The 18,375-nt window shown below is 69.6% G+C and carries 19 protein-coding genes and 1 other RNA gene; 16 read left to right on the plus strand and 4 right to left on the minus strand.

Annotated elements, in window-relative coordinates; all coding sequences use genetic code 11:
* The first annotated feature begins 69 nt into the window (after window positions 1–69).
* From ubiG to gshA, 5 genes are all read left to right on the plus strand, one after another.
* On the plus strand, window positions 70–774 hold the full coding sequence (gene ubiG / locus ACPOLB_RS24210) for a bifunctional 2-polyprenyl-6-hydroxyphenol methylase/3-demethylubiquinol 3-O-methyltransferase UbiG (protein ID WP_425258610.1): 705 nt from the start codon (window positions 70–72) through the stop codon (window positions 772–774).
* Between the two features lie 8 nt (window positions 775–782).
* Window positions 783–1,445 (plus strand): phosphoglycolate phosphatase, encoded by a 663-nt coding sequence (gene gph / locus ACPOLB_RS24215; RefSeq protein ID WP_425258611.1) that lies wholly within the window; start codon window positions 783–785, stop codon window positions 1,443–1,445.
* A 12-nt stretch (window positions 1,446–1,457) separates the two neighbouring features.
* Window positions 1,458–1,831: a transfer-messenger RNA gene (ssrA, locus tag ACPOLB_RS24220) on the plus strand.
* 218 nt (window positions 1,832–2,049) lie between these two features.
* Window positions 2,050–2,388, plus strand: coding sequence for a hypothetical protein (locus ACPOLB_RS24225; protein WP_425258612.1), 339 nt, complete (start codon window positions 2,050–2,052; stop codon window positions 2,386–2,388).
* A 99-nt stretch (window positions 2,389–2,487) separates the two neighbouring features.
* On the plus strand, window positions 2,488–4,002 hold the full coding sequence (gene gshA / locus ACPOLB_RS24230; RefSeq protein WP_425258613.1) for a glutamate--cysteine ligase: 1,515 nt from the start codon (window positions 2,488–2,490) through the stop codon (window positions 4,000–4,002).
* Between the two features lie 19 nt (window positions 4,003–4,021).
* On the opposite strand, the gene crcB is transcribed toward gshA, so the two are convergent.
* The 3 genes from crcB to ACPOLB_RS24245 form a co-directional block, all read right to left on the minus strand.
* Complete coding sequence (gene crcB, locus ACPOLB_RS24235) at window positions 4,022–4,393, minus strand: fluoride efflux transporter CrcB (protein WP_425258615.1); 372 nt, start codon at window positions 4,391–4,393, stop codon at window positions 4,022–4,024.
* A gap of 19 nt (window positions 4,394–4,412) precedes the next feature.
* Window positions 4,413–5,213, minus strand: a complete 801-nt coding sequence (locus tag ACPOLB_RS24240; protein WP_425258616.1) for an IclR family transcriptional regulator — start codon at window positions 5,211–5,213, stop codon at window positions 4,413–4,415.
* A gap of 77 nt (window positions 5,214–5,290) precedes the next feature.
* Window positions 5,291–6,475, minus strand: a complete 1,185-nt coding sequence (locus ACPOLB_RS24245; protein ID WP_425258617.1) for a diguanylate cyclase domain-containing protein — start codon at window positions 6,473–6,475, stop codon at window positions 5,291–5,293.
* Window positions 6,476–6,630: 155 nt separating this feature from the next.
* Between ACPOLB_RS24245 and ACPOLB_RS24250 the strand changes: the two genes are divergently transcribed.
* The 10 genes from ACPOLB_RS24250 (at window position 6,631) to ntrC (ending at window position 16,713) form a co-directional block, all read left to right on the plus strand.
* Window positions 6,631–7,455: a TIGR00266 family protein gene (locus ACPOLB_RS24250; protein WP_425258618.1), complete on the plus strand. Its 825-nt coding sequence runs from the start codon at window positions 6,631–6,633 to the stop codon at window positions 7,453–7,455.
* Between the two features lie 31 nt (window positions 7,456–7,486).
* Window positions 7,487–8,470, plus strand: a complete 984-nt coding sequence (locus ACPOLB_RS24255; RefSeq protein WP_425258619.1) for a YncE family protein — start codon at window positions 7,487–7,489, stop codon at window positions 8,468–8,470.
* Window positions 8,457–9,224: a polysaccharide deacetylase family protein gene (locus ACPOLB_RS24260; RefSeq protein WP_425258621.1), complete on the plus strand. Its 768-nt coding sequence runs from the start codon at window positions 8,457–8,459 to the stop codon at window positions 9,222–9,224. The genes ACPOLB_RS24255 and ACPOLB_RS24260 overlap by 14 nt, the downstream gene beginning before the upstream one ends.
* A gap of 9 nt (window positions 9,225–9,233) precedes the next feature.
* The gene (locus ACPOLB_RS24265; RefSeq protein ID WP_425258622.1) at window positions 9,234–10,196 is read left to right on the plus strand and encodes a sterol desaturase family protein; all 963 of its coding nucleotides are present in this window, start codon (window positions 9,234–9,236) and stop codon (window positions 10,194–10,196) included.
* Window positions 10,193–11,050, plus strand: coding sequence for an EI24 domain-containing protein (locus ACPOLB_RS24270; RefSeq protein WP_425258623.1), 858 nt, complete (start codon window positions 10,193–10,195; stop codon window positions 11,048–11,050). Before ACPOLB_RS24265 ends, ACPOLB_RS24270 begins: the two co-directional genes overlap by 4 nt.
* The gene (locus ACPOLB_RS24275; protein ID WP_425258624.1) at window positions 11,047–11,844 is read left to right on the plus strand and encodes a competence/damage-inducible protein A; all 798 of its coding nucleotides are present in this window, start codon (window positions 11,047–11,049) and stop codon (window positions 11,842–11,844) included. The genes ACPOLB_RS24270 and ACPOLB_RS24275 overlap by 4 nt, the downstream gene beginning before the upstream one ends.
* A gap of 207 nt (window positions 11,845–12,051) precedes the next feature.
* A complete protein-coding gene (gene glnA / locus ACPOLB_RS24280; protein WP_425258625.1) occupies window positions 12,052–13,467 on the plus strand; it encodes a type I glutamate--ammonia ligase in 1,416 nt (471 codons plus the stop codon).
* 75 nt (window positions 13,468–13,542) lie between these two features.
* Window positions 13,543–14,037 carry a hypothetical protein gene (locus ACPOLB_RS24285; RefSeq protein WP_425258626.1) on the plus strand — a complete coding sequence of 165 codons (495 nt, stop codon included), beginning with the start codon at window positions 13,543–13,545 and terminating at the stop codon, window positions 14,035–14,037.
* Window positions 14,038–14,059: 22 nt separating this feature from the next.
* Window positions 14,060–15,175 carry a nitrogen regulation protein NR(II) gene (gene glnL / locus ACPOLB_RS24290; protein WP_425258627.1) on the plus strand — a complete coding sequence of 372 codons (1,116 nt, stop codon included), beginning with the start codon at window positions 14,060–14,062 and terminating at the stop codon, window positions 15,173–15,175.
* 35 nt (window positions 15,176–15,210) lie between these two features.
* Complete coding sequence (gene ntrC / locus ACPOLB_RS24295) at window positions 15,211–16,713, plus strand: nitrogen regulation protein NR(I) (RefSeq protein ID WP_425258628.1); 1,503 nt, start codon at window positions 15,211–15,213, stop codon at window positions 16,711–16,713.
* 27 nt (window positions 16,714–16,740) lie between these two features.
* Here the strand turns inward: ntrC and xth are convergent, their stop codons facing one another.
* On the minus strand, window positions 16,741–17,505 hold the full coding sequence (gene xth / locus ACPOLB_RS24300) for an exodeoxyribonuclease III (protein ID WP_425258629.1): 765 nt from the start codon (window positions 17,503–17,505) through the stop codon (window positions 16,741–16,743).
* Window positions 17,506–18,056: 551 nt separating this feature from the next.
* On the opposite strand from xth, the gene ACPOLB_RS24305 reads away from it, so the two are divergent.
* Window positions 18,057–18,167 carry a hypothetical protein gene (locus ACPOLB_RS24305; protein ID WP_425261964.1) on the plus strand — a complete coding sequence of 37 codons (111 nt, stop codon included), beginning with the start codon at window positions 18,057–18,059 and terminating at the stop codon, window positions 18,165–18,167.
* Window positions 18,168–18,375 lie beyond the last annotated feature (208 nt).

Below are 18,375 nucleotides of genomic sequence, written 5' to 3' on the forward strand. Positions count from 1 at the left end.
CCTGCGGGCCCTGCGCACCGGAAACCCCGCCTCGGCGGGGTTTCGTCGTTTTGCCGATACCATTTGTCCATGACCTTGAACGCCGACGCCCAGGAACTCGCCAAGTTCAGCGAACTCGCCCACCGTTGGTGGGACCCGGACAGCGAATTCCGCCCCCTGCACCAGATCAACCCGCTGCGGCTCGAGTGGATCGACGGCCTGGCGCAACTGCGCGGCAAGGTGGTGGTCGACATCGGCTGCGGCGGTGGCATCCTCGCCGAGGCCATGGCGCAGCGGGCGACCCACGTGACCGGTGCCGACCTGGCGGCGCGGCCGCTGGGGGTGGCGCGGCTGCATGCGCTGGAAACCGGGGTGAGCAACATCGAGTACCGCGAGATCGCGGCCGAGGCACTGGCTGCCGAACGTCCTGGCAGCTACGACGTCGTGACCTGCATGGAGATGCTGGAACACGTGCCCGACCCGTCATCGGTGGTGCATGCCTGCAGCGCGTTGGTGAAGCCTGGCGGGTGGGTGTTCTTCTCGACCTTGAACCGCAACCCGAAGGCCTTCCTGTTCGCCATCGTCGGCGCCGAGTATGTGCTGCAGCTGCTGCCCAAGGGAACGCACGAGTACGCGAAGTTCATCCGCCCGAGCGAACTGTCGCGCTGGTGCCGAGATGCCGGCTTGTCGGTGCAGGGCAGCCGCGGCATGCAGTACAACCCGCTGAGCAAACGCTACTGGCTGTCCGCCGACACCAGCGTCAACTACCTGATCGCTTGCCGGAAGCCCGTGTGAGGTCGCACATGCCGCGCGTGGAGGCTGTGCTGTTCGACCTGGACGGAACCCTCGTCGACAGCGCGCCCGACCTGGCCGGCGCGGCCAATGAGCTGCGTGCCGAGCATGGCCTGCCGCCGTTGCCCTACGAACGCCTGCGGCCGATGGTGGGGACGGGTGCGCGTGGCATGGTGGGCGTGGCCTTCGGCCGTGCGCCGGGCGATGAAGGCTTCGAGGAACTGCGCGATGCCTTCCTCGCGCGCTACGAACAGCGCCTGCTGCAGGACACCGCAGTGTTCGCGGCGATGCACGGCGTGCTGCAACGGCTGGAGGCGGCGCCGCTGCCGTGGGGCATCGTCACGAACAAGGCGCTGCGGTTCGCCACCCCGCTGGTGCAGGGCCTGGACCTGCATCGGCGCAGCGCCGTGCTGATCGGGGGCGACAGCACGCCGCACGCCAAGCCCCATCCGGCGCCGCTGCTCGAAGCCGCGCGCCGGATCGGCGTCGACCCGGCGCGCTGCGTCTATGTCGGCGACGACCATCGCGACATCGTCGCCGGTCGTGCCGCCGGCATGGCGACACTGGCCGCAGGCTGGGGCTACCTGGGCCAGGGCGAGGCCATCGAGGCCTGGGGCGCCGATGCCGTGGTCTCCGAACCCGCTGCGCTCTTGCACTGGCTGGATCTGCCCTAAACTACGGCCCATGGGACCGACCTGGCTTCGACGTGGATTCGGAGTCGGCGCGGGGCATGCCGAGCACCAGTTCGCTCGTAAATCCACTGGAAACAAAGTAACTGCGAACGATCAAACGTACGCCCTCGCCGCTTAAAACCGGTGAGCCTCGCAACAGTTGGCCGATGGGCTGGGTCTGAAGTCGCAAGACGGCAGACTGCGAGGTCATTCACATTGGCTCGTCCTGTGCTGCGTCATTCAGCACGGGCCTAAAACCAAGTGACTCGGGGCTGGGATAGCGTGCTGCTGCGCGATCCCGGCTCTCAAATCCAAATCAGACAGCTACGCATGTAGAACCGTCCGGCGATGGTTTGCGGACGGGGGTTCGATTCCCCCCGGTTCCACCAGATGGATGGGCCGACCCCCCCCCGGGTCGGCCGGAAGCAGTCCCCAGGCCCTCCCGTGGCTTGGGGACTGTTTTTTTTGCGTCTGCGCCAAGGATCGGACATGATTCGTTACAGGCGGGGTTGGCGGGCGGTGCTTCTTCACGACCGCGCCTTCCGGTGGCTGGGGCTCCCCGCGGCCACGGGATCGTCGTTCGGTGGGCAAGTTGAAAGAATTGCGCATGGCCGAGAAGCAGAAACAACAACCCGGTGTCCGCAAGTTCAAGGGCACCACGGTCTTCGACTGGGATTCCGAGCCGTCGGAAGAGCGCCCCAGCGAGTTCGCCGAGTCGTCGGTGTTCCTGTCGCAGACCGCCATTTCACGCAGTTCCGGCTTCCACAAGCGCGGCGGCGACTTCTCCACCACGCGTGGCGGTTCCGGGTATTCCTCGCTCGAACGCCCCAGCGTGCGCCCGGCGCAGAAGCGTGGCGGCTCCGGCACCATCTGGCTGGCGCTGGCCATGGTGCTCGCGATCACGGCGGGCGGCCTGTACGCGCTGATGCGCTGGTTCCAGGCCTGACCGCCGCCGCCCCGGCACCTGACGGGAGTCGGGCCGCCAGCAAGGATGCAGAGCATCGCGGACAATGCGACTCCGAATCGCCGCGCTGCTGGACCGCCGATGCCCCGACTGCAAGACCTGACACCTGACCGCCTGCGGGGCATCCGCCGCGGCATCGAGAAGGAAAGCCTGCGCGCCAACCGGGACGGCACGCTGGCGGTGACGCCGCACCCGGCCGCGCTGGGCTCGGCGCTGACCCACCCGCACATCACCACCGACTTCAGCGAGTCGCAGCTCGAGCTGATCACAGGTGTGCATGCGGGCGTCGAGGACTGCCTGGGCGAGCTGCGGCGCATCCACCAGTTCGTCTACCGCGAACTGCGCGACGAGCTGATGTGGGTCGGCAGCATGCCCTGTCGCTTGCCCGGTGACGAGACGATCCCGCTGGGCCGCTACGGCACCTCGAACGTGGGCCGCGCCAAGAGCGTGTACCGGATGGGACTGGGTCACCGCTACGGCCGGCGCATGCAGACGATCTCCGGCATCCACTACAACTGGTCGATGCCGGGGCTTGGTGATGCCGACCACTTTGCGCTCATCCGCAACTTCCGCCGCCACTCGTTCCTGCTTCTGTACCTGTTCGGTGCCTCGCCGGCGCTGTGCCGCACCTTCGTCGAAGGCCGCCAGCACGAACTGCAGCCCTTCGGTGACACCGGCACCCTGCACATGCCGCATGCCACGTCGCTGCGCATGGGGCGGCTCGGCTACCAGAGTGACGCGCAGGCATCGATCCGCGCCAGCTTCAACAGCCTCGAGAGCTACGCCGCGTCGCTGCACGATGCACTGACGCGGCCGTACCCGCCGTACCAGGCCATCGGCATCCACAACCTGGGAGGCGAGTACAACCAGCTCGCCACCACCTTGCTGCAGATCGAGAACGAGTTCTACGGCACGATCCGTCCCAAGCGCACCATCCACCCCGGCGAGCGCCCGCTGCACGCGCTGCGCGAACGCGGCGTCGAGTACATCGAAGTCCGCTGCATGGACCTCGACCCGTTCGAGCCGCTGGGCATCAATGCGGCGACGATGCGCTTTCTCGACATCTTCCTGCTGCACTGCCTGGTCACCGACAGCCCGCCCGACACGCCCGACGAGATCGCGGCGCTGGGGCGCAACCAGCACCGCACCGCATCGCATGGCCGCCAGCCCGGGCTGATGCTCGAGCGTGCCGGCAGCGAGGTCCTGCTGGCCGACTGGGCCGACGAACTGCTGCGTGCCTTCAGGCCGCTGGCCGAGCGCCTGGACCGAGTGCACGGCACGGCCGACTACAGCGACGCGTTGCGCATCGCACAGCAGCGCGTGCAGGATCCAGGCACCACGCCGTCGGCGCGTGCGTTGCAGGTGATGCAGGCGGACTTCGACAGCTCGTTCGCCGCTTTCGTGCTGGCGCAGTCGGCGCAGACGCGGGCACAGTTGCTGGCCTTGCCGTTCCCGCAGGATCTCGCCACCGCCTTCAAGGCCGAGGCGCTCACGTCGGTGGCGCAACAGCGTGCCATCGAAGCAGCCGACAGCGGCGACTTCGAGGCCTTCCGCGTCGCCTACCTGTCGCCCGAGCGGCTGGCGCTGGCGGCCTGAGCGGGCACCAAAGCCGCCCTCAGGCTCGCCGCAGCGCCTCGTAGCTGGCGATGCCGGCCAGCGTGGCCAGCAGCGAGCCCAGCACATGCAGCGCGATCGCGCCGGCAGCCCAGGCCAGGCGGCCCTGCTGCAGCAGCAGCACGACCTCGGCCGAGAAGGTCGAGAACGTGGTCAATCCGCCCAGGAAACCGGTGACGGCGAACAGGCGCCACTCGGGCGGCAGCGTCACCTGGTGCGCGAACAAGGCCATCGCGACGCCGACCAGATAGCCGCCGATCAGGTTGGCCACCAGCGTGCCCGGCGGCACGGTGGGGAACAGCCCGTTCAGCGCCAGGCCCAGGCCCCAGCGCAGCAGCGCGCCCAGCGCGGCGCCCAGGGCGATGGCGAGCACGGGGCCGAGCACCACAGGTTCAGGCCTTCATGCGCAGCAACTGCGAGATCTGCTGCGCCGCCTCGCGCAAGGGCGGCAGCAGTCGCTCCTGCATCTGCGCCGCCGGCGTGCGGTGCGTCTGGCCGCTGATGTTCAGCGCGGCGATGGTGCGGCCGGCACGGTCGAGGATGGGGGCTGCCAGCGAGACGAGGCCATCTTCCAGTTCCTGGTCGACCAGGCACCAGCCCTGGCGCCGCACGTCGGCGATGGTCAGCATCAGCGTGTCGACATCGGTGACGGTGCGCGCCGTGTGTGCCTGCCGCGGGGCCGCCAGCAGCCGCGCCCGGCACTCCTCGGGCGGCAGCCCCGCCAGCAGCACGCGCCCCATCGACGTGCAATGCGCCGGCAGCCGGCTGCCGGTGCCGAGGTTGATGCTCATGATCTGGTGCGTGGGCACGCGCAGCACGTAGACGATGTCGTGTCCGTCGAGCACGGCAGCGGAGCACGATTCCTTCACCTGCGCGACCAGCGCCTCCATCACCGGTTCGGCCAGGTTCCACAGCGGCAGCGACGAGAGGTAGGCAAAGCCGAGGTCGAGGATGCGCGGGGTCAGCCGGAACTGACGGCCCTCGGCCTCGACGTAGCCCAGCTGCGCCAGGGTCAACAGGATGCGGCGCGCACCGGCGCGTGTGAGCCCGGCACTGCGTGCCACGTCGGCCAGCGTCTGGCTCGGTGCGCTGGCACTGAAGCTGCGGATGACGGCCAGGCCGCGCGCGAACGACTGCACGTAGCTGTCGCCAGGGCGGGGTGGGGCGGTGGGGGCGGTGGCGTCTGTGCTCATCGGGCGCGTGCCCGCCGATTATCAGCGGGCCGGTGGCGCAGCTCCCCGGGCGCCGGGGCGGCCGGCTGCACCGGTGATCAGGCGGCCGTGAGCCCGAGCGGCCGGCTCTCGCCGAACACGGGCCGGTCTTCCGCGCCCAGCGCCGTGACCGCGCACGAGCGGCCCTGGCGCTTGGCTTCGTACAGGGCCTGGTCGGCGCGCCGCAAGGCATCGGCGATGCCTTCGCCGGCCTGCACCTGCACCATGCCGAAGCTCAGGCTCAGGCGCGGCAGCGTCGAGTACGCCGCCTGTTCCTGCAGCCGCGCCACGATGCGTGCGGCCACGCCGCCGGCATCGCGCACATGCATGTTGCGCAGCAGCAGCACGAACTCGTCGCCGCCGTGGCGGCCGGCCACGTCGTGCGCCCGCAGGTGCTCGGTCATGCTCGACGACACCAGGCGCAGCGCGCGGTCGCCGGCGGCGTGCCCGAGTTTGTCGTTGATGCGCTTGAAGTGGTCGATGTCGAAGAGCAGCAGCGTGGCGCTGCCCGCCGCGTCGGCGCGCAATGCCAGCGTCGCCAGCTCGTGGAAGTGGCGGCGGTTGGAGACGTTGGTCAGCGTGTCGGTGTTTGCCAGCACGCGCAGCCGCCGCTGCGAGTCGCGCAACTGCCGTTCGGTGCGTTCGAACACCAGCGTCAGCGCCACGAAGGCCATCACGACGGCGCCCAGCACGGCGGCGACGGCGCGCCACTCGATCGAGGCCGTGGCCTCGTACCCCGGCCACGCGCTCGGCAGCGGCACCAGGGCCACCAGCGCGACCACGACGCCCAGCCACTGCAGCGGCAGGCCGTCGCGCCCGCCCGGGCCGCAGAAGAGCAGGCTGGCCGCGTACAGGTGCACCGCCGCGGCGGCGAGAGCCGGCACCAGGGCCACCAGCGTGCTGTCGGCCGCCCACAACGGGCCGCTGGCGGCGAGCAGGCCGCCCACGACGAGCACGGCCCAGTCCGTGTGCTCGCTGCACGGCAGCCGCGCCCGGGCATGGAAGCGGCGCACGCCGATCAGCGTGAACACCGGCCACTGCACCAGCAGCAGCGCGGCAGGCACCACCAACCAGGTGCTGGCGGCCGCGGCGGCGACGCCAGCCGTGGTGAGCCACAGCGCGGCCAGCCACCAGCGCCAGCCGCGGTAGCGCTGCTGGCGCAGGCCGAAGCCGGTGAGCGAAGCAGACGTGACCGCGAGCGCCGCCGCTGCGAGCCACAGGATGTCCGAACCGGTGCCGACCATGATGCCGAGAGATTCTGGCCACTGGCGCGCGTGACGCATCCCCTGCCGGACGGTGCATTGCAACCGGATGCTACGGTCGCGCCACCGCAGTTCGGTACCATGCCGGGTTGTTCGCGCAACACAGGGCGCATGCTGGCGCCGAGGGAGAATTTGTCATGGCCATGGACGTGGTGGACTACGAGATCAAGGGTGCCGAGATGCAGTTCGTCGAGGTCGAACTCGACCCCGGCGAAGCGGCGATCGGCGAAGCCGGCAGCATGATGTTCATGGACGCGGCGATCGCCATGGACACCGTGTTCGGCGACGGCCGCCAGAACGCCGGCGGCGGACTCTTCGGCAAGCTGCTGTCGGCCGGCAAGCGGCTGGTCACGGGTGAATCGCTGTTCACCACCGTGTACACGAACGGCGGCAACACCAAGCAGCGCGTCGCATTCGCGGCACCGTACCCCGGCAAGATCCTGCCGATGAACCTGGCGCAGCTGGGCGGCACGCTGATCTGCCAGAAGGATGCGTTCCTGTGCGCCGCCCGCGGTGTCACGCTGGGCATCGCGCTGCAGCAGAAGCTGTCGACCGGCTTCTTCGGCGGCGAGGGCTTCATCATGCAGCGCCTGGACGGCGACGGCCTGGCCTTCGTGCATGCCGGCGGCACCGTGGTCAAGCGCGAGCTGCAGGCCGGCCAGACGCTGCTGGTCGACACCGGCTGCGTGGTGGCCTACACGCCCGACGTCAGCTTCGAGATCCAGTTCGTCGGCAAGATCAAGACCGCGCTGTTCGGCGGCGAGGGGCTGTTCTTCGCGAAGATGACCGGCCCCGGCACCATCTGGCTGCAGAGCCTGCCGTTCTCGCGCCTGGCGTCGCGCGTGTTCGCTGCCGCGCCGCAGCGCGGCGGGTCGCGGGAGGAAGGCTCGATGCTGCCCGGCTTCGCGGGTGCCGGCATCCTCGGCGGCATCCTCGGAGGCAGCGGCGGCGATGACGAGTGAGCCTGTCCGCGGCCTGCGGCGTGGTCACGTCTTGAATCCGGTGTTGCGCCTGCTGGCAGCGCTGGTGGTGCTGTGCCTGCCGCTGACCGCTGCGGCGGCGCGGCCGATCTTCGTGCTGAACTCGCAGGACGCGACGATCAGCATGATCGACGGCACCACGTTCACCGAGGTGCGCCGCATCCCGACCGGCAAGGAGCCGCACCACCTGTACCTGAGTCCGGACGAGAAGAGCCTGATCGTCGCCAACGCCACCGGCAACTCGCTCACCTTCCTGGACCCCGCCACCGGCGTGGTGCAGCGCACGCTGCGCGACATCATCGACCCGTACCACCTGCGGTTCTCCCCCGACATGAAGTGGTTCGTGACCGCGGCGAACCGCCTCAACCACGTCGACCTGTACCACTGGGTGCCGGCCGACGCCGAGGCGCCGCTGAAGCTGGTCAAGCGCATCGAGGCGCCGCGCACGCCCAGCCACCTCGCGATCGACAGCAGGAGCACCCTGGTCTACGTCTCGCTGCAGGACAGCGACGAACTGCTGGCGATCGACCTGGCCACGCAGGCACCGCGCTGGAAGGTGAAGGTCGGCAAGATGCCCGCCGATCTGCACCTGACGGCCGACGACCGCACGCTGCTGGTGGGCCTGACCGGCGACCGCTTCGTCGAGGCCTGGGACGTGAGCGGCGCCGCGCCGCGGCTGGTCAAGCGCATCGCCACCGGCGACGGCGCGCACGCGTTCCGCTCGCGCGGCGACAAGCGCCACGTCTTCGTCAGCAACCGCGTGGCCAACACCATCAGCCAGATCGACACGCACACGCTCACCGTGGTCGGCGAGTACCCCGGACCCGGCGGGCCGGACTGCATGGAGCTCAGCGCAGACGGCCGCACGCTGATGGTCAGCTCGCGCTGGGCGCGCAGGCTGAGTTTCATCGACCTGGAGACACGGCGCGTGGTGCGCCAGGTCAAGGTCGGCCGCTCGCCGCACGGCGTGTGGACGCTGGACCATGCGCCGCGCTGAAGCGCTGCTGCTGGCGCTGACGGCGCTGCCGGCCGCGGCCTGCCAGCCCGGCGAACGGCCGGTCTACCTGACCTTCGACACCGGTCACATGGAGGTGGCGCCGCTGGTGGCCGACGTGCTGCAGCGCCACCGCGTGCCGGTCACCTTCTTCCTCGCCAACGAACGCACCAAGACCGGCGGCAGCAGCCTCGACGACCAGTGGGCGGCGTGGTGGCGCGCGCGCGCTGCCGAGGGCCACGCGTTCGGCTCGCACACCTGGGACCACGACGTGTGGCAGGCCGACGTGCGCGGCGGCTTCCGCGTGCGCCCGACGGCCGGCGACCACGCCGGCAAGCCGCGCACGCTGGACGCCGCCGCCTACTGCGCCGCGCTCGCGCGGCCGGCCGAGCGCTTCCAGGCGCTCACCGGGCAGCCGATGGCGCGCATCTTCCGTGCACCCGGCGGCAAGACGTCGCCGGCGCTGCTCGCCGCGGCCCGTGATTGCGGCTGGACACACGTGGGCTGGTCGCCGGCAGGTTTCCTGGGTGACGAACTGCCCAGCGAGACGTACCCGAACCAGGTGCTGCTGCAGCGTGCGCTGAAGAACGTGCAGCCCGGCGACATCCTGCTCGCCCACCTGGGCATCTGGTCGCGGCGCGACGCCTGGGCGCCGGCGGTGCTGGAGCCGCTGATCGTCGGCCTGAAGGCCCGTGGCCTGTGTTTTGCGACGCTGCGCGATCACCCGCGCCTGGGCGCTGCGGCGCGCGCTTCCTGAACCCGGACGATGACCCTGGACCCCGTCGAGTTGTTCCTCTCCGCCCAGCAGTGGCTGTTCGAGACCGTGACGCAGCCGCTGCTGTTCCACGCCGGCTTCGGCAACCTGCTGGAAGACGGGTACCGCGCCACCGGCTGGCTGCTGGTCGGGCTGCTGCAGATCGCGGTGATGCTGACGCTGTTCCGTGCACTGGAACGCTGGCGCCCGGTGGAGCCGGTCACCGACCGCGCCGCCGTGCGCGTGGACGTGCTCTACACGCTGATCCATCGCCTGGGCCTGTTCCGCGTGGCGCTGTTCTTCAGCCTCGGGCCGTCGTGGGACAGCCTGATCGGCGAACTGCGCGTGGCCGGACTGCCGACCTGGTCGCTCGACGACGCCTGGCCCGGCATCACCGACCATGCGGTGGTCAGCTTCGTGCTGTACCTGCTGCTGTTCGACCTGGTGGACTACTGGCTGCATCGCGCGCAGCACCGCTTCGGCTGGTGGTGGGAGCTGCATGCGGTGCACCACAGCCAGCGCCAGATGACGATGTGGTCCGACAACCGCAACCACCTGCTGGACGACGTGCTGCGCGACAGCATCTTCGTCGTCGTCGCACTGCTGGTGGGCATTCCGCCGGCGCAGTTCGTGGCCGTGGTGGCCTGCACGCAACTGCTGGAAAGCCTGTCGCACGCCAACGTGCGCCTGTCGTTCGGCCCGCTGCTGGGCCGGCTGCTGGTGAGCCCCAGGTTCCACCGGCTGCACCACACCATTGGCATCGGCCACGAGTCGTACGGACCGGGCACGATGGGCGGGCACAACTTCGCCGTGCTCTTTCCGGTGTGGGACATGGTCTTCGGCAGCGCGCGCTTCGACGAGCGCTACGACCCCACCGGCATCCGCGACCAGCTCGCGGGCCGCGACTACGGGCGCGGCTTCTGGTCGCAGCAGTGGCGTGCGCTGCAGCGGCTGGTGGCGCCGCGTTCGACATGACCGCCTCGATGCAGCAGCTCTTCGACAGCTTCTGGCGCGCTGCGGCCTACTGCGTGCACCCGCGCATCATCCTGTGGTCGCTGCTGCCGCTGCTGCTTGCCGGCGGCGCCTGCTTCGCCGTCGGGCTGGCGTACTGGGAAGCCGCCGTGGCCGCGGTGCGCGCGACGCTGGAGCAGTGGTCGCTGGTGTCGGCGCTGCTGCACTGGCTGGACACCATGGGCGCCCAGGGCCTGCGCACGCTGGTGGCGCCGATGATCGTGGTCGCGCTGTCGGTGCCCGTGGTGGTGCTGGTCTCGCTGCTGCTGGTGGCGCTGGTGATGACGCCGGCCGTGGTGAACCTGGTGGCGTCGCGGCGCTTCCCGCACCTGGAACGCAAGCAGGGCGGCACCTGGTGGCAGGGCCTGGCCTGGAGCCTGGCCTGCACGGTGGCGGCCGTGGCGGCGCTGGTGCTGAGCATTCCGCTGTGGTTCGTGCCGCCGCTGGTGCTGGTGCTGCCGCCGTTGATCTGGGGCTGGCTGACCTACCGCGTCTACGCCTTCGACATGCTGGCCGACCATGCCAGCGCCGCCGAGCGCCGTCAGCTGCTGCGCGAGCAGCGCTGGCCGTTGCTGGCGATGGGCGTGGTCTGCGGCTACCTGGGCGCCGTGCCGTCGCTGATCTGGGCCGCGAGCGCGGCGGCGCTGATCTTCGCGCCGCTGCTGGTGCTGGTGTCGGTGTGGCTGTACACGCTGGTCTTCGCCTTCGCTGCCTGCTGGTTCGCCCACTTCACGCTGGCCGCGCTGCAGCGCCAGCGCCACGACGCGCTGCCGCCGGCACCGCTGCCCGACACCCACGAAGCCCTGCCTGCCCTATGAACATCGGCCTCATCATCATCGGCGACGAGATCCTGTCGGGCAAGCGCCAGGACAAGCACCTGCCCAAGGTCATCGAACTGCTCGCCGCGCGCGGCCTGCAGCTGGCCTGGGCCCGGTACGTCGGTGACGACCGCGCGCGCATCACCGAGGCGCTGCGGCATGCCTTCGCCAGCGGCGACCTGGTGTTCAGCTGCGGCGGCATCGGCGCCACGCCCGACGACCACACGCGGCAGTGCGCCGCCGCGGCACTCGGCCGCCCGCTGGCGCTGCACCCCGAGGCGAAGCGGCTGATCCAGGAGCGCATCCGCGACACCGCGGCCGAACAAGGCCTGCCCTACGAACCCGATCGGGCCGACAACCTGCACCGTCTCAACATGGGCACGTTCCCCGAGGGCGCCGCCATCATCGCCAACCCGTACAACAAGATTCCGGGCTTCAGCGTCGACCACGTGCACTTCGTGCCGGGCTTCCCGGTGATGGCGTGGCCGATGATCGAGTCGGTGCTGGACAGCACCGCCTACGCCCACCTGCGCGGTGGCGCGCAGCAGCGAGAACGCTCGGTCATCGTCTACGGCGCGATGGAGGCGACGCTCACGCCGCTGATGGAAGAGGTCGAGGCGCGGTTCCCCGGGATCAAGGTCTTCAGCCTGCCGAGCGTCGACCACCCGCAGCACGGCCGGCACATCGAGCTGGGCGTGAAGGGCGGCGACGACCGGCTGGACGCCGCGTTCGCCGCCCTGCGTGACGGCGTGCTCGCGCTCGGCGGTCGCTTGGGCCCCGAGTTGGTGCGCTGAGGCGCACCAAGTTGGAAAGCTGCCGCGCACCGTTCTGAGCCGCACGGTCGAAGAGGCTGTTTTTCCCTCGGCCAGAGGGGTCGGCGCACGGCCTGCCGCGTCCCAGAATCGGGCACGCTTTCTGCTACATTCCTGTGCGCCCTGGGGGTCTCCCTGGTGTCGCCCAGAACACAACCCACCTCAAGAGCCCCGCTAGGAGAGATCTGCATGGCAAAGACCGTTGCCGACGTGATGAAGATGGTGAAGGACAACGAGATCAAGTTCGTTGACTTCCGCTTCACCGACACCCGCGGCAAGGAACAGCACGTCAGCGTGCCGGTGTCCCATTTCGACGAAGGCAAGTTCACCGACGGCCACGCCTTCGACGGTTCGTCGATCGCCGGCTGGAAGGGCATCGAGGCGTCGGACATGCAGCTGATGCCCGACCCGAACACCGCCAACATCGACCCCTTCTTCGAAGAGCCGACGCTGATCCTGACCTGCGACGTGGTCGATCCCGCCGACGGCAAGCCCTACGAGCGCGATCCGCGCAGCCTGGCCAAGCGCGCCGAGGCCTACATGAAGAGCACCGGCCTGGGCGACGCCGCCTACTTCGGCCCGGAACCCGAGTTCTTCGTGTTCGACAGCGTGCGCTGGGGCAACGACATGTCGGGCTGCTTCTCGAAGATCGAGTCGGAAGAAGCCGCCTGGAACACCGGCAAGGAATACGAGCACGGCAACACCGGCTTCCGCCCGGCGGTCAAGGGCGGCTACTTCCCGGTGCCGCCGGTTGACTCGGGCCAGGACATCCGCTCGGAGATGTGCCTGATCCTGGAGTCGCTGGGCATTCCGGTCGAGGTGCACCACCACGAGGTCGCCAACGCCGGCCAGATGGAAATCGGCACGAAGTTCAGCACGCTGATCCAGCGCGCCGACTGGGTGCAGCTGCAGAAGTACGTGATCCACAACGTGGCCCATGCCTACGGCAAGACGGCCACCTTCATGCCCAAGCCCATCGTCGGCGACAACGGCAGCGGCATGCACGTGCACCAGTCGGTCTGGAAGGACGGTGTCAACCTGTTCGCCGGTGACGGCTATGCCGGCCTGAGCGAGTTCGCGCTGTTCTACATCGGCGGCATCATCAAGCACGCACGCGCGTTGAACGCCATCACCAACCCCGGCACCAACAGCTACAAGCGCCTGGTGCCCGGCTTCGAGGCGCCGGTGAAGCTGGCGTACTCGGCGAAGAACCGATCGGCCTCGATCCGCATCCCGTACGTCGCCAATCCCAAGGGCCGTCGCGTGGAAGCCCGCTTCCCCGATCCCCTGATGAACCCGTACCTGGGCTTCGCCGCGCTGCTGATGGCCGGCCTGGACGGCGTCGAGAACAAGATCCACCCGGGCGAAGCCGCCACCAAGGACCTGTACCACCTGCCGCCGGAAGAGGACGCCAAGATCCCGACCGTCTGCAACAGTCTCGACCAGGCTCTGGACTACCTGGACAAGGACCGTGCGTTCCTGACCAAGGGCGGTGTCTTCACCGACGCCTACATCGACGCCTACATCGACCTGAAGATGCAGGAAGTGACGCGCTTCCGCATGGCAACGCATCCGGTCGAGTTCGACATGTACTACACGCTGTAAGCAGCGCGCAGCGCAGCACGGAAGGGGACGGCTTGCCGTCCCCTTCTTCACTTGTGTGCGCCACAATCCCCGGCCATGGACATGACACGCCCGCTGCGCGCCGCCGCCCTCGCTCTCGTCTTCGCGCCGGTGCCGGCATCGGCCCAGACCGTGGTCTACAAGTGCCCGGGGCCCCCCGTGCTGTACACCGATGCGCTCTCGGCGCAGGAGGCGCGCGACAAGGGTTGCACCACCATCGAAGGCGCTCCGATCACCGTGATCCAGGCACCGCGCCCGCGGCCCGCGCCGGCGGCTTCCACCGCGCGCCCCGGCGAGGCCCGTGTCGACCCCGCCGACCAGCGTGCGCGCGACACCGACGCCCGCCGCATCCTGTCCGATGAGCTGCGGCGCGAGGAAGACCGGCTCGCCGCGCTGCAGAAGGACTTCAACAACGGCGAGCCCGAGCGCCGCGGCGACGAGCGCAACTACCAGCGCTACCTCGACCGCGTGGCCGAGATGAAGGCCGCCATCGCACGCAAGGAAGCCGACATCGCGGCCCTGCGGCGCGAGCTGAGCAAGCTGCCACCCTGAACCGCGACCCCAATCCCTCCTGATGAGCGACACGCCCACCCTGGCCGGCTACGAAGCCTTCGACCAACTGGCCACCATGGTGGCCATCGCCCGGCCCGACGGTCGCTGCCTGCTGGCCAACTCGGCGCTCGAGAACCTGATCGGCATGTCGCGGCGCTCGCTGCAGCGCGGCAGCGTCTTCGACTGGCTGACCGATCCGCTGCAGCTGCGCGAGACGCTGGAGATGGTGGCGCGCAACGAGGTCGCCAGCGGCCGTTTCGACGCCGTGATGAAGCGCCCGGTGGCGCTGGGTGCGAACAGCCCCGAGCTGCCGGTGCACGTGATCGTCAGCCAGCTCGACCGCGGCGACCGCGTGCTCGTGGAGCTGATCGAGGTCGAGCAGCAGACGCGGCTGGACCGCGAGGAACGCGCCCACGGCCTCGCGCAGGCCAACAAGGAGCTGGTGCGCAACCTCGCCCACGAGATCAAGAACCCGCTGGGCGGCATCCGCGGCGCGGCGCAGCTGCTCGCGATGGAGGTCAGCTCGAAGGAGCTGACCGAGTACACGCAGGTCATCATCCACGAGGCCGACCGGCTGCAGGCCCTGGTCGACCGGCTGTTGGCGCCGCACCGCCGCCCGCACGTGGTGGGTGACGTCAACATCCACGAGATCTGCGAACGCGTGCGCTCGCTGGTGCTGGCCGAGTATCCACGCGGCCTGAAGGTGGAGCGCGACTACGACACGTCGATCCCCGAGTTCCGCGGCGACCGCGAGCAGCTGATCCAGGCGGTGCTGAACATCGCGCACAACGCGACGCAGGCGCTGGCCGGCGGTGCCGCCGACGACGCGTCGCCGTTCACCGGCCGCATCGCGCGGGGCGACGCCGAGCTCGTGCTGCGCACGCGCGTGGCCCGCCAGGCCACGTTCGGCCGGCAGCGCTTTCGACTGGCACTGGAATTGCATATCCAGGACAACGGGCCGGGCGTGCCCGAGGCCATCCGGGATCGCATCTTCCACCCCCTGGTATCGGGGCGCGAAAACGGATCGGGCCTCGGCTTGACGCTGGCGCAGACCTTCGTGCAGCAACACCAGGGCACGATCGAATGCGACAGCGTCCCGGGCCGGACGGTCTTCAAGATCCTGATCCCGCTGCCTTGAAGCCCACCTCGAACTGCTAACGTGCTGCCGCCTGCATGAAACCCATCTGGATCGTTGACGACGACCAATCCATCCGCTTCGTGCTCGAGAAGGCGCTGGCACGCGAGCAGTTCACCGTGCGCAGCTTCAGCAGCGGGCGCGACGTGCTCGCCGCGCTGGACGACGACGAACCGCAGGTGCTGGTCAGCGACATCCGCATGCCCGGCGGCTCGGGCATCGACCTGCTGAGCAAGGTCAAGGCGCGCCTGCCGGGCCTGCCGGTGATCATCATGACGGCCTTCTCCGACCTGGACAGCGCCGTCAGCGCCTTCCAGGGCGGGGCCTTCGAGTACCTGCCCAAGCCATTCGACCTGACCAAGGCGGTGGAACTGATCCGTCGCGCGGTCGACGAGAGCCTGCGCGAGGAGGTGCGGGACACCGTCGACAAGGCCATGCCCGAGATGCTGGGGCAGGCGCCCGCGATGCAGGACGTGTTCCGCGCCATCGGCCGGCTGAGCCAGAGCAACGTCACGGTGCTGATCACCGGCGAGAGCGGCTCGGGCAAGGAACTGGTGGCGCGCGCGCTGCACAAGCACAGCCCGCGCGGGCAGGGGCCGTTCGTCGCCATCAACACCGCGGCGATCCCGAAGGACCTGCTGGAGAGCGAACTGTTCGGCCACGAGCGCGGTGCCTTCACCGGCGCGCAGACCATGCGCCGCGGCCGCTTCGAGCAGGCCGATGGCGGCACGCTGTTCCTCGACGAGATCGGCGACATGCCCTTCGACCTGCAGACACGCCTGCTGCGCGTGCTGAGCGACGGGCAGTTCTACCGCGTCGGTGGGCACCAGCCGCTGAAGACCAACGTGCGCGTCATCGCCGCCACCCACCAGAACCTGGAACTGCGTGTCAAGGACGGCGTCTTCCGCGAAGACCTGTACCACCGACTGAACGTGATCCGCCTGCGCCTGCCGGCGCTGCGCGAGCGCCGCGAAGACATCGCGATGCTGACCCGCTTCTTCCTGCAGAAGAGCGCGCGCGAACTGGGCGTGGAGGCCAAGCGCATCACGGACGCCGCCATCGCCCGGCTGCAGGACTTCGAGTTCCCCGGCAACGTGCGCCAGCTCGAGAACGTCTGCCACTGGCTCACGGTGATGGCGCCGGCACAGGTGGTCGAGCCCAAGGACCTGCCGCCGGAACTGCTGGCGCTGCCCGAGTCACGGCCGGCGCCGGCGCCGCTGGCGGCGGGCACGCCCGAACCGGCTGCAGCGGTGCAGGCCGTGCACGCCGCGGCCGCCGTCATCCCTGGTGCCGCTGCTGCCGACGCACTGCCTCCGGCCCAGGCGCCGTCGTGGCTGGGCGATCTGGAGCGCGAGGCCCGCCGCCGGCTGGAAGCCGGCGAGGCCGAGGTGTGGGACGCGCTGACGCGCCAGTTCGAGGGGCAGCTGATCCACACCGCGCTCGACCTGACCCGCGGCCGCCGCATCGAGGCCGCACAGAAGCTCGGCATCGGCCGCAACACCATCACGCGCAAGATCCAGGAACTCGGCCTGGAGGACTGAGCGCACGCCGCGGCGCGAGTCCGCGGTTCAGGCGATCGTCAGCACCACGGGCGCATGGTCGCTGGGCCGCTCGTTCTTGCGCGGCAGCTTGTCGATGGCACACGCCTGCACACGCGGCTGCAAGGCCGCGCTGACGAGGATGTGGTCGATGCGCAGCCCCTGGTTCTTGCGGAAGGCCAGGTTGCGGTAGTCCCACCAGCTCCAGCTCTTGGGCGGCTGCTCGAACAACCGGAAGGCGTCCACCAGGCCCAGCGCCAGCAGGCGTTGGAACTGCGCGCGCTCTTCCGGCGTGCAGTGGATCTGGCCCGCCCAGGCCACCGGGTCGTACACGTCGCGATCCTCCGGCGCCACGTTGAAGTCGCCCATCAGCACCAGCTGTGCGTGGCGCGCGAGTTCGCCCTGCACCCAGTCGTGCAGCGCGTCCTGCCAGCGCATCTTGTAGACGAACTTCTCGCTGTCGGGCGCCTGGCCGTTCGGGAAGTAGCCGCCGATCACGCGCACCCCGTCCACCGTGCCTGCGATCACGCGGGCCTGCTCGTCGGCGAAGCCGGGAATGTTCTTCACCACGTCCAGCGCGCCGCTGCGGCTGAGCAGCGCGACGCCGTTGTAGGTCTTCTGGCCGTGCCATTGCACGGCATAACCCGCCGCCTCGATCTCGGCATGCGGAAACTTGTCGTCGGTGAGCTTGGTCTCCTGCAGCACGATGGCATCCACCGGGTTGGCGGCCAGCCAGTCCAGCAGTTGCGGCAGCCGAACGGCGAGGGAGTTGACGTTCCAGGTGGCGAGTTTCAAGGCGGTCCTAAGCAGCTGTTCTTGTTGAACTTGATTCCCTGTCGTCTCGGCGGTACCCCGACGCATACCCCCACATTTTCCGGCTGCGAGCCTGGCCGATGGCGCTGGGCGGCAATCGGGGTGGCGACATCCTACAAGCGATCGTTGGGCCGACCTGCGGATGCGTGCGGGATCGAGCGCGGGGGCGCACCCGGCACACCGTGTCCGCGGAAGCTGGCGCGGAATGACGAGATCGGCAGGTGCACCGGCTTCCGGTGTTGTGGGTCGGGCTCAACGCCGGCCTGGCCGTTGAAGCTGTCGAAGCCGTCGTCGATCAGCAGGCTGCCGAAGGAGCGCGTGGCGCCGTGCGAACCGGTGCCGCCCGAGCGGGCGCTGGAGGTCAGCCTCGCCGAGACGAGCGGGCCCGAGTCCATGCACCCGGCCGACGAGTCGACGCGCCCGAGCAGTCGCCCGACGAGGCCGAACTGATCGACCTGCAGGAGCAGGACATCGCGGCGTGGGCCGCCGTCGTGCGCATGACCGGATGCGGCAGGTCGACGATTCACCGGCTGATGGCCGAGGACGAGTTCCGGTCGCCGGTCCGCCTCGCCATGCGGGCCGTCGCATGGCGTCGCATCGACCTCGGGCAATGGAGCGCCGGCCGGCCCACGGTGTCGCAATGACATCCTTGCCGCGACGGAGGCGCTCGCCGGCGCTCCGGCCCGAGCCGACATCGACTGCATCAACACCGGTTTCGACTCGGTCTGCCGTTGGCTCCTCAGGCGGCTCCTGGGCTGCGTCTGAGGAGAACGCCAGGCGCTGCAGGTGCGCCCCGGAACGATGACTTCTGCCCGAAGGATGTCGGTCAGTCGAAGTGCCACCCGGCGACTG

Origin of the sequence: Rubrivivax soli (assembly GCF_049810355.1) — a bacterium.
Classification (GTDB): domain Bacteria; phylum Pseudomonadota; class Gammaproteobacteria; order Burkholderiales; family Burkholderiaceae_C; genus Rubrivivax.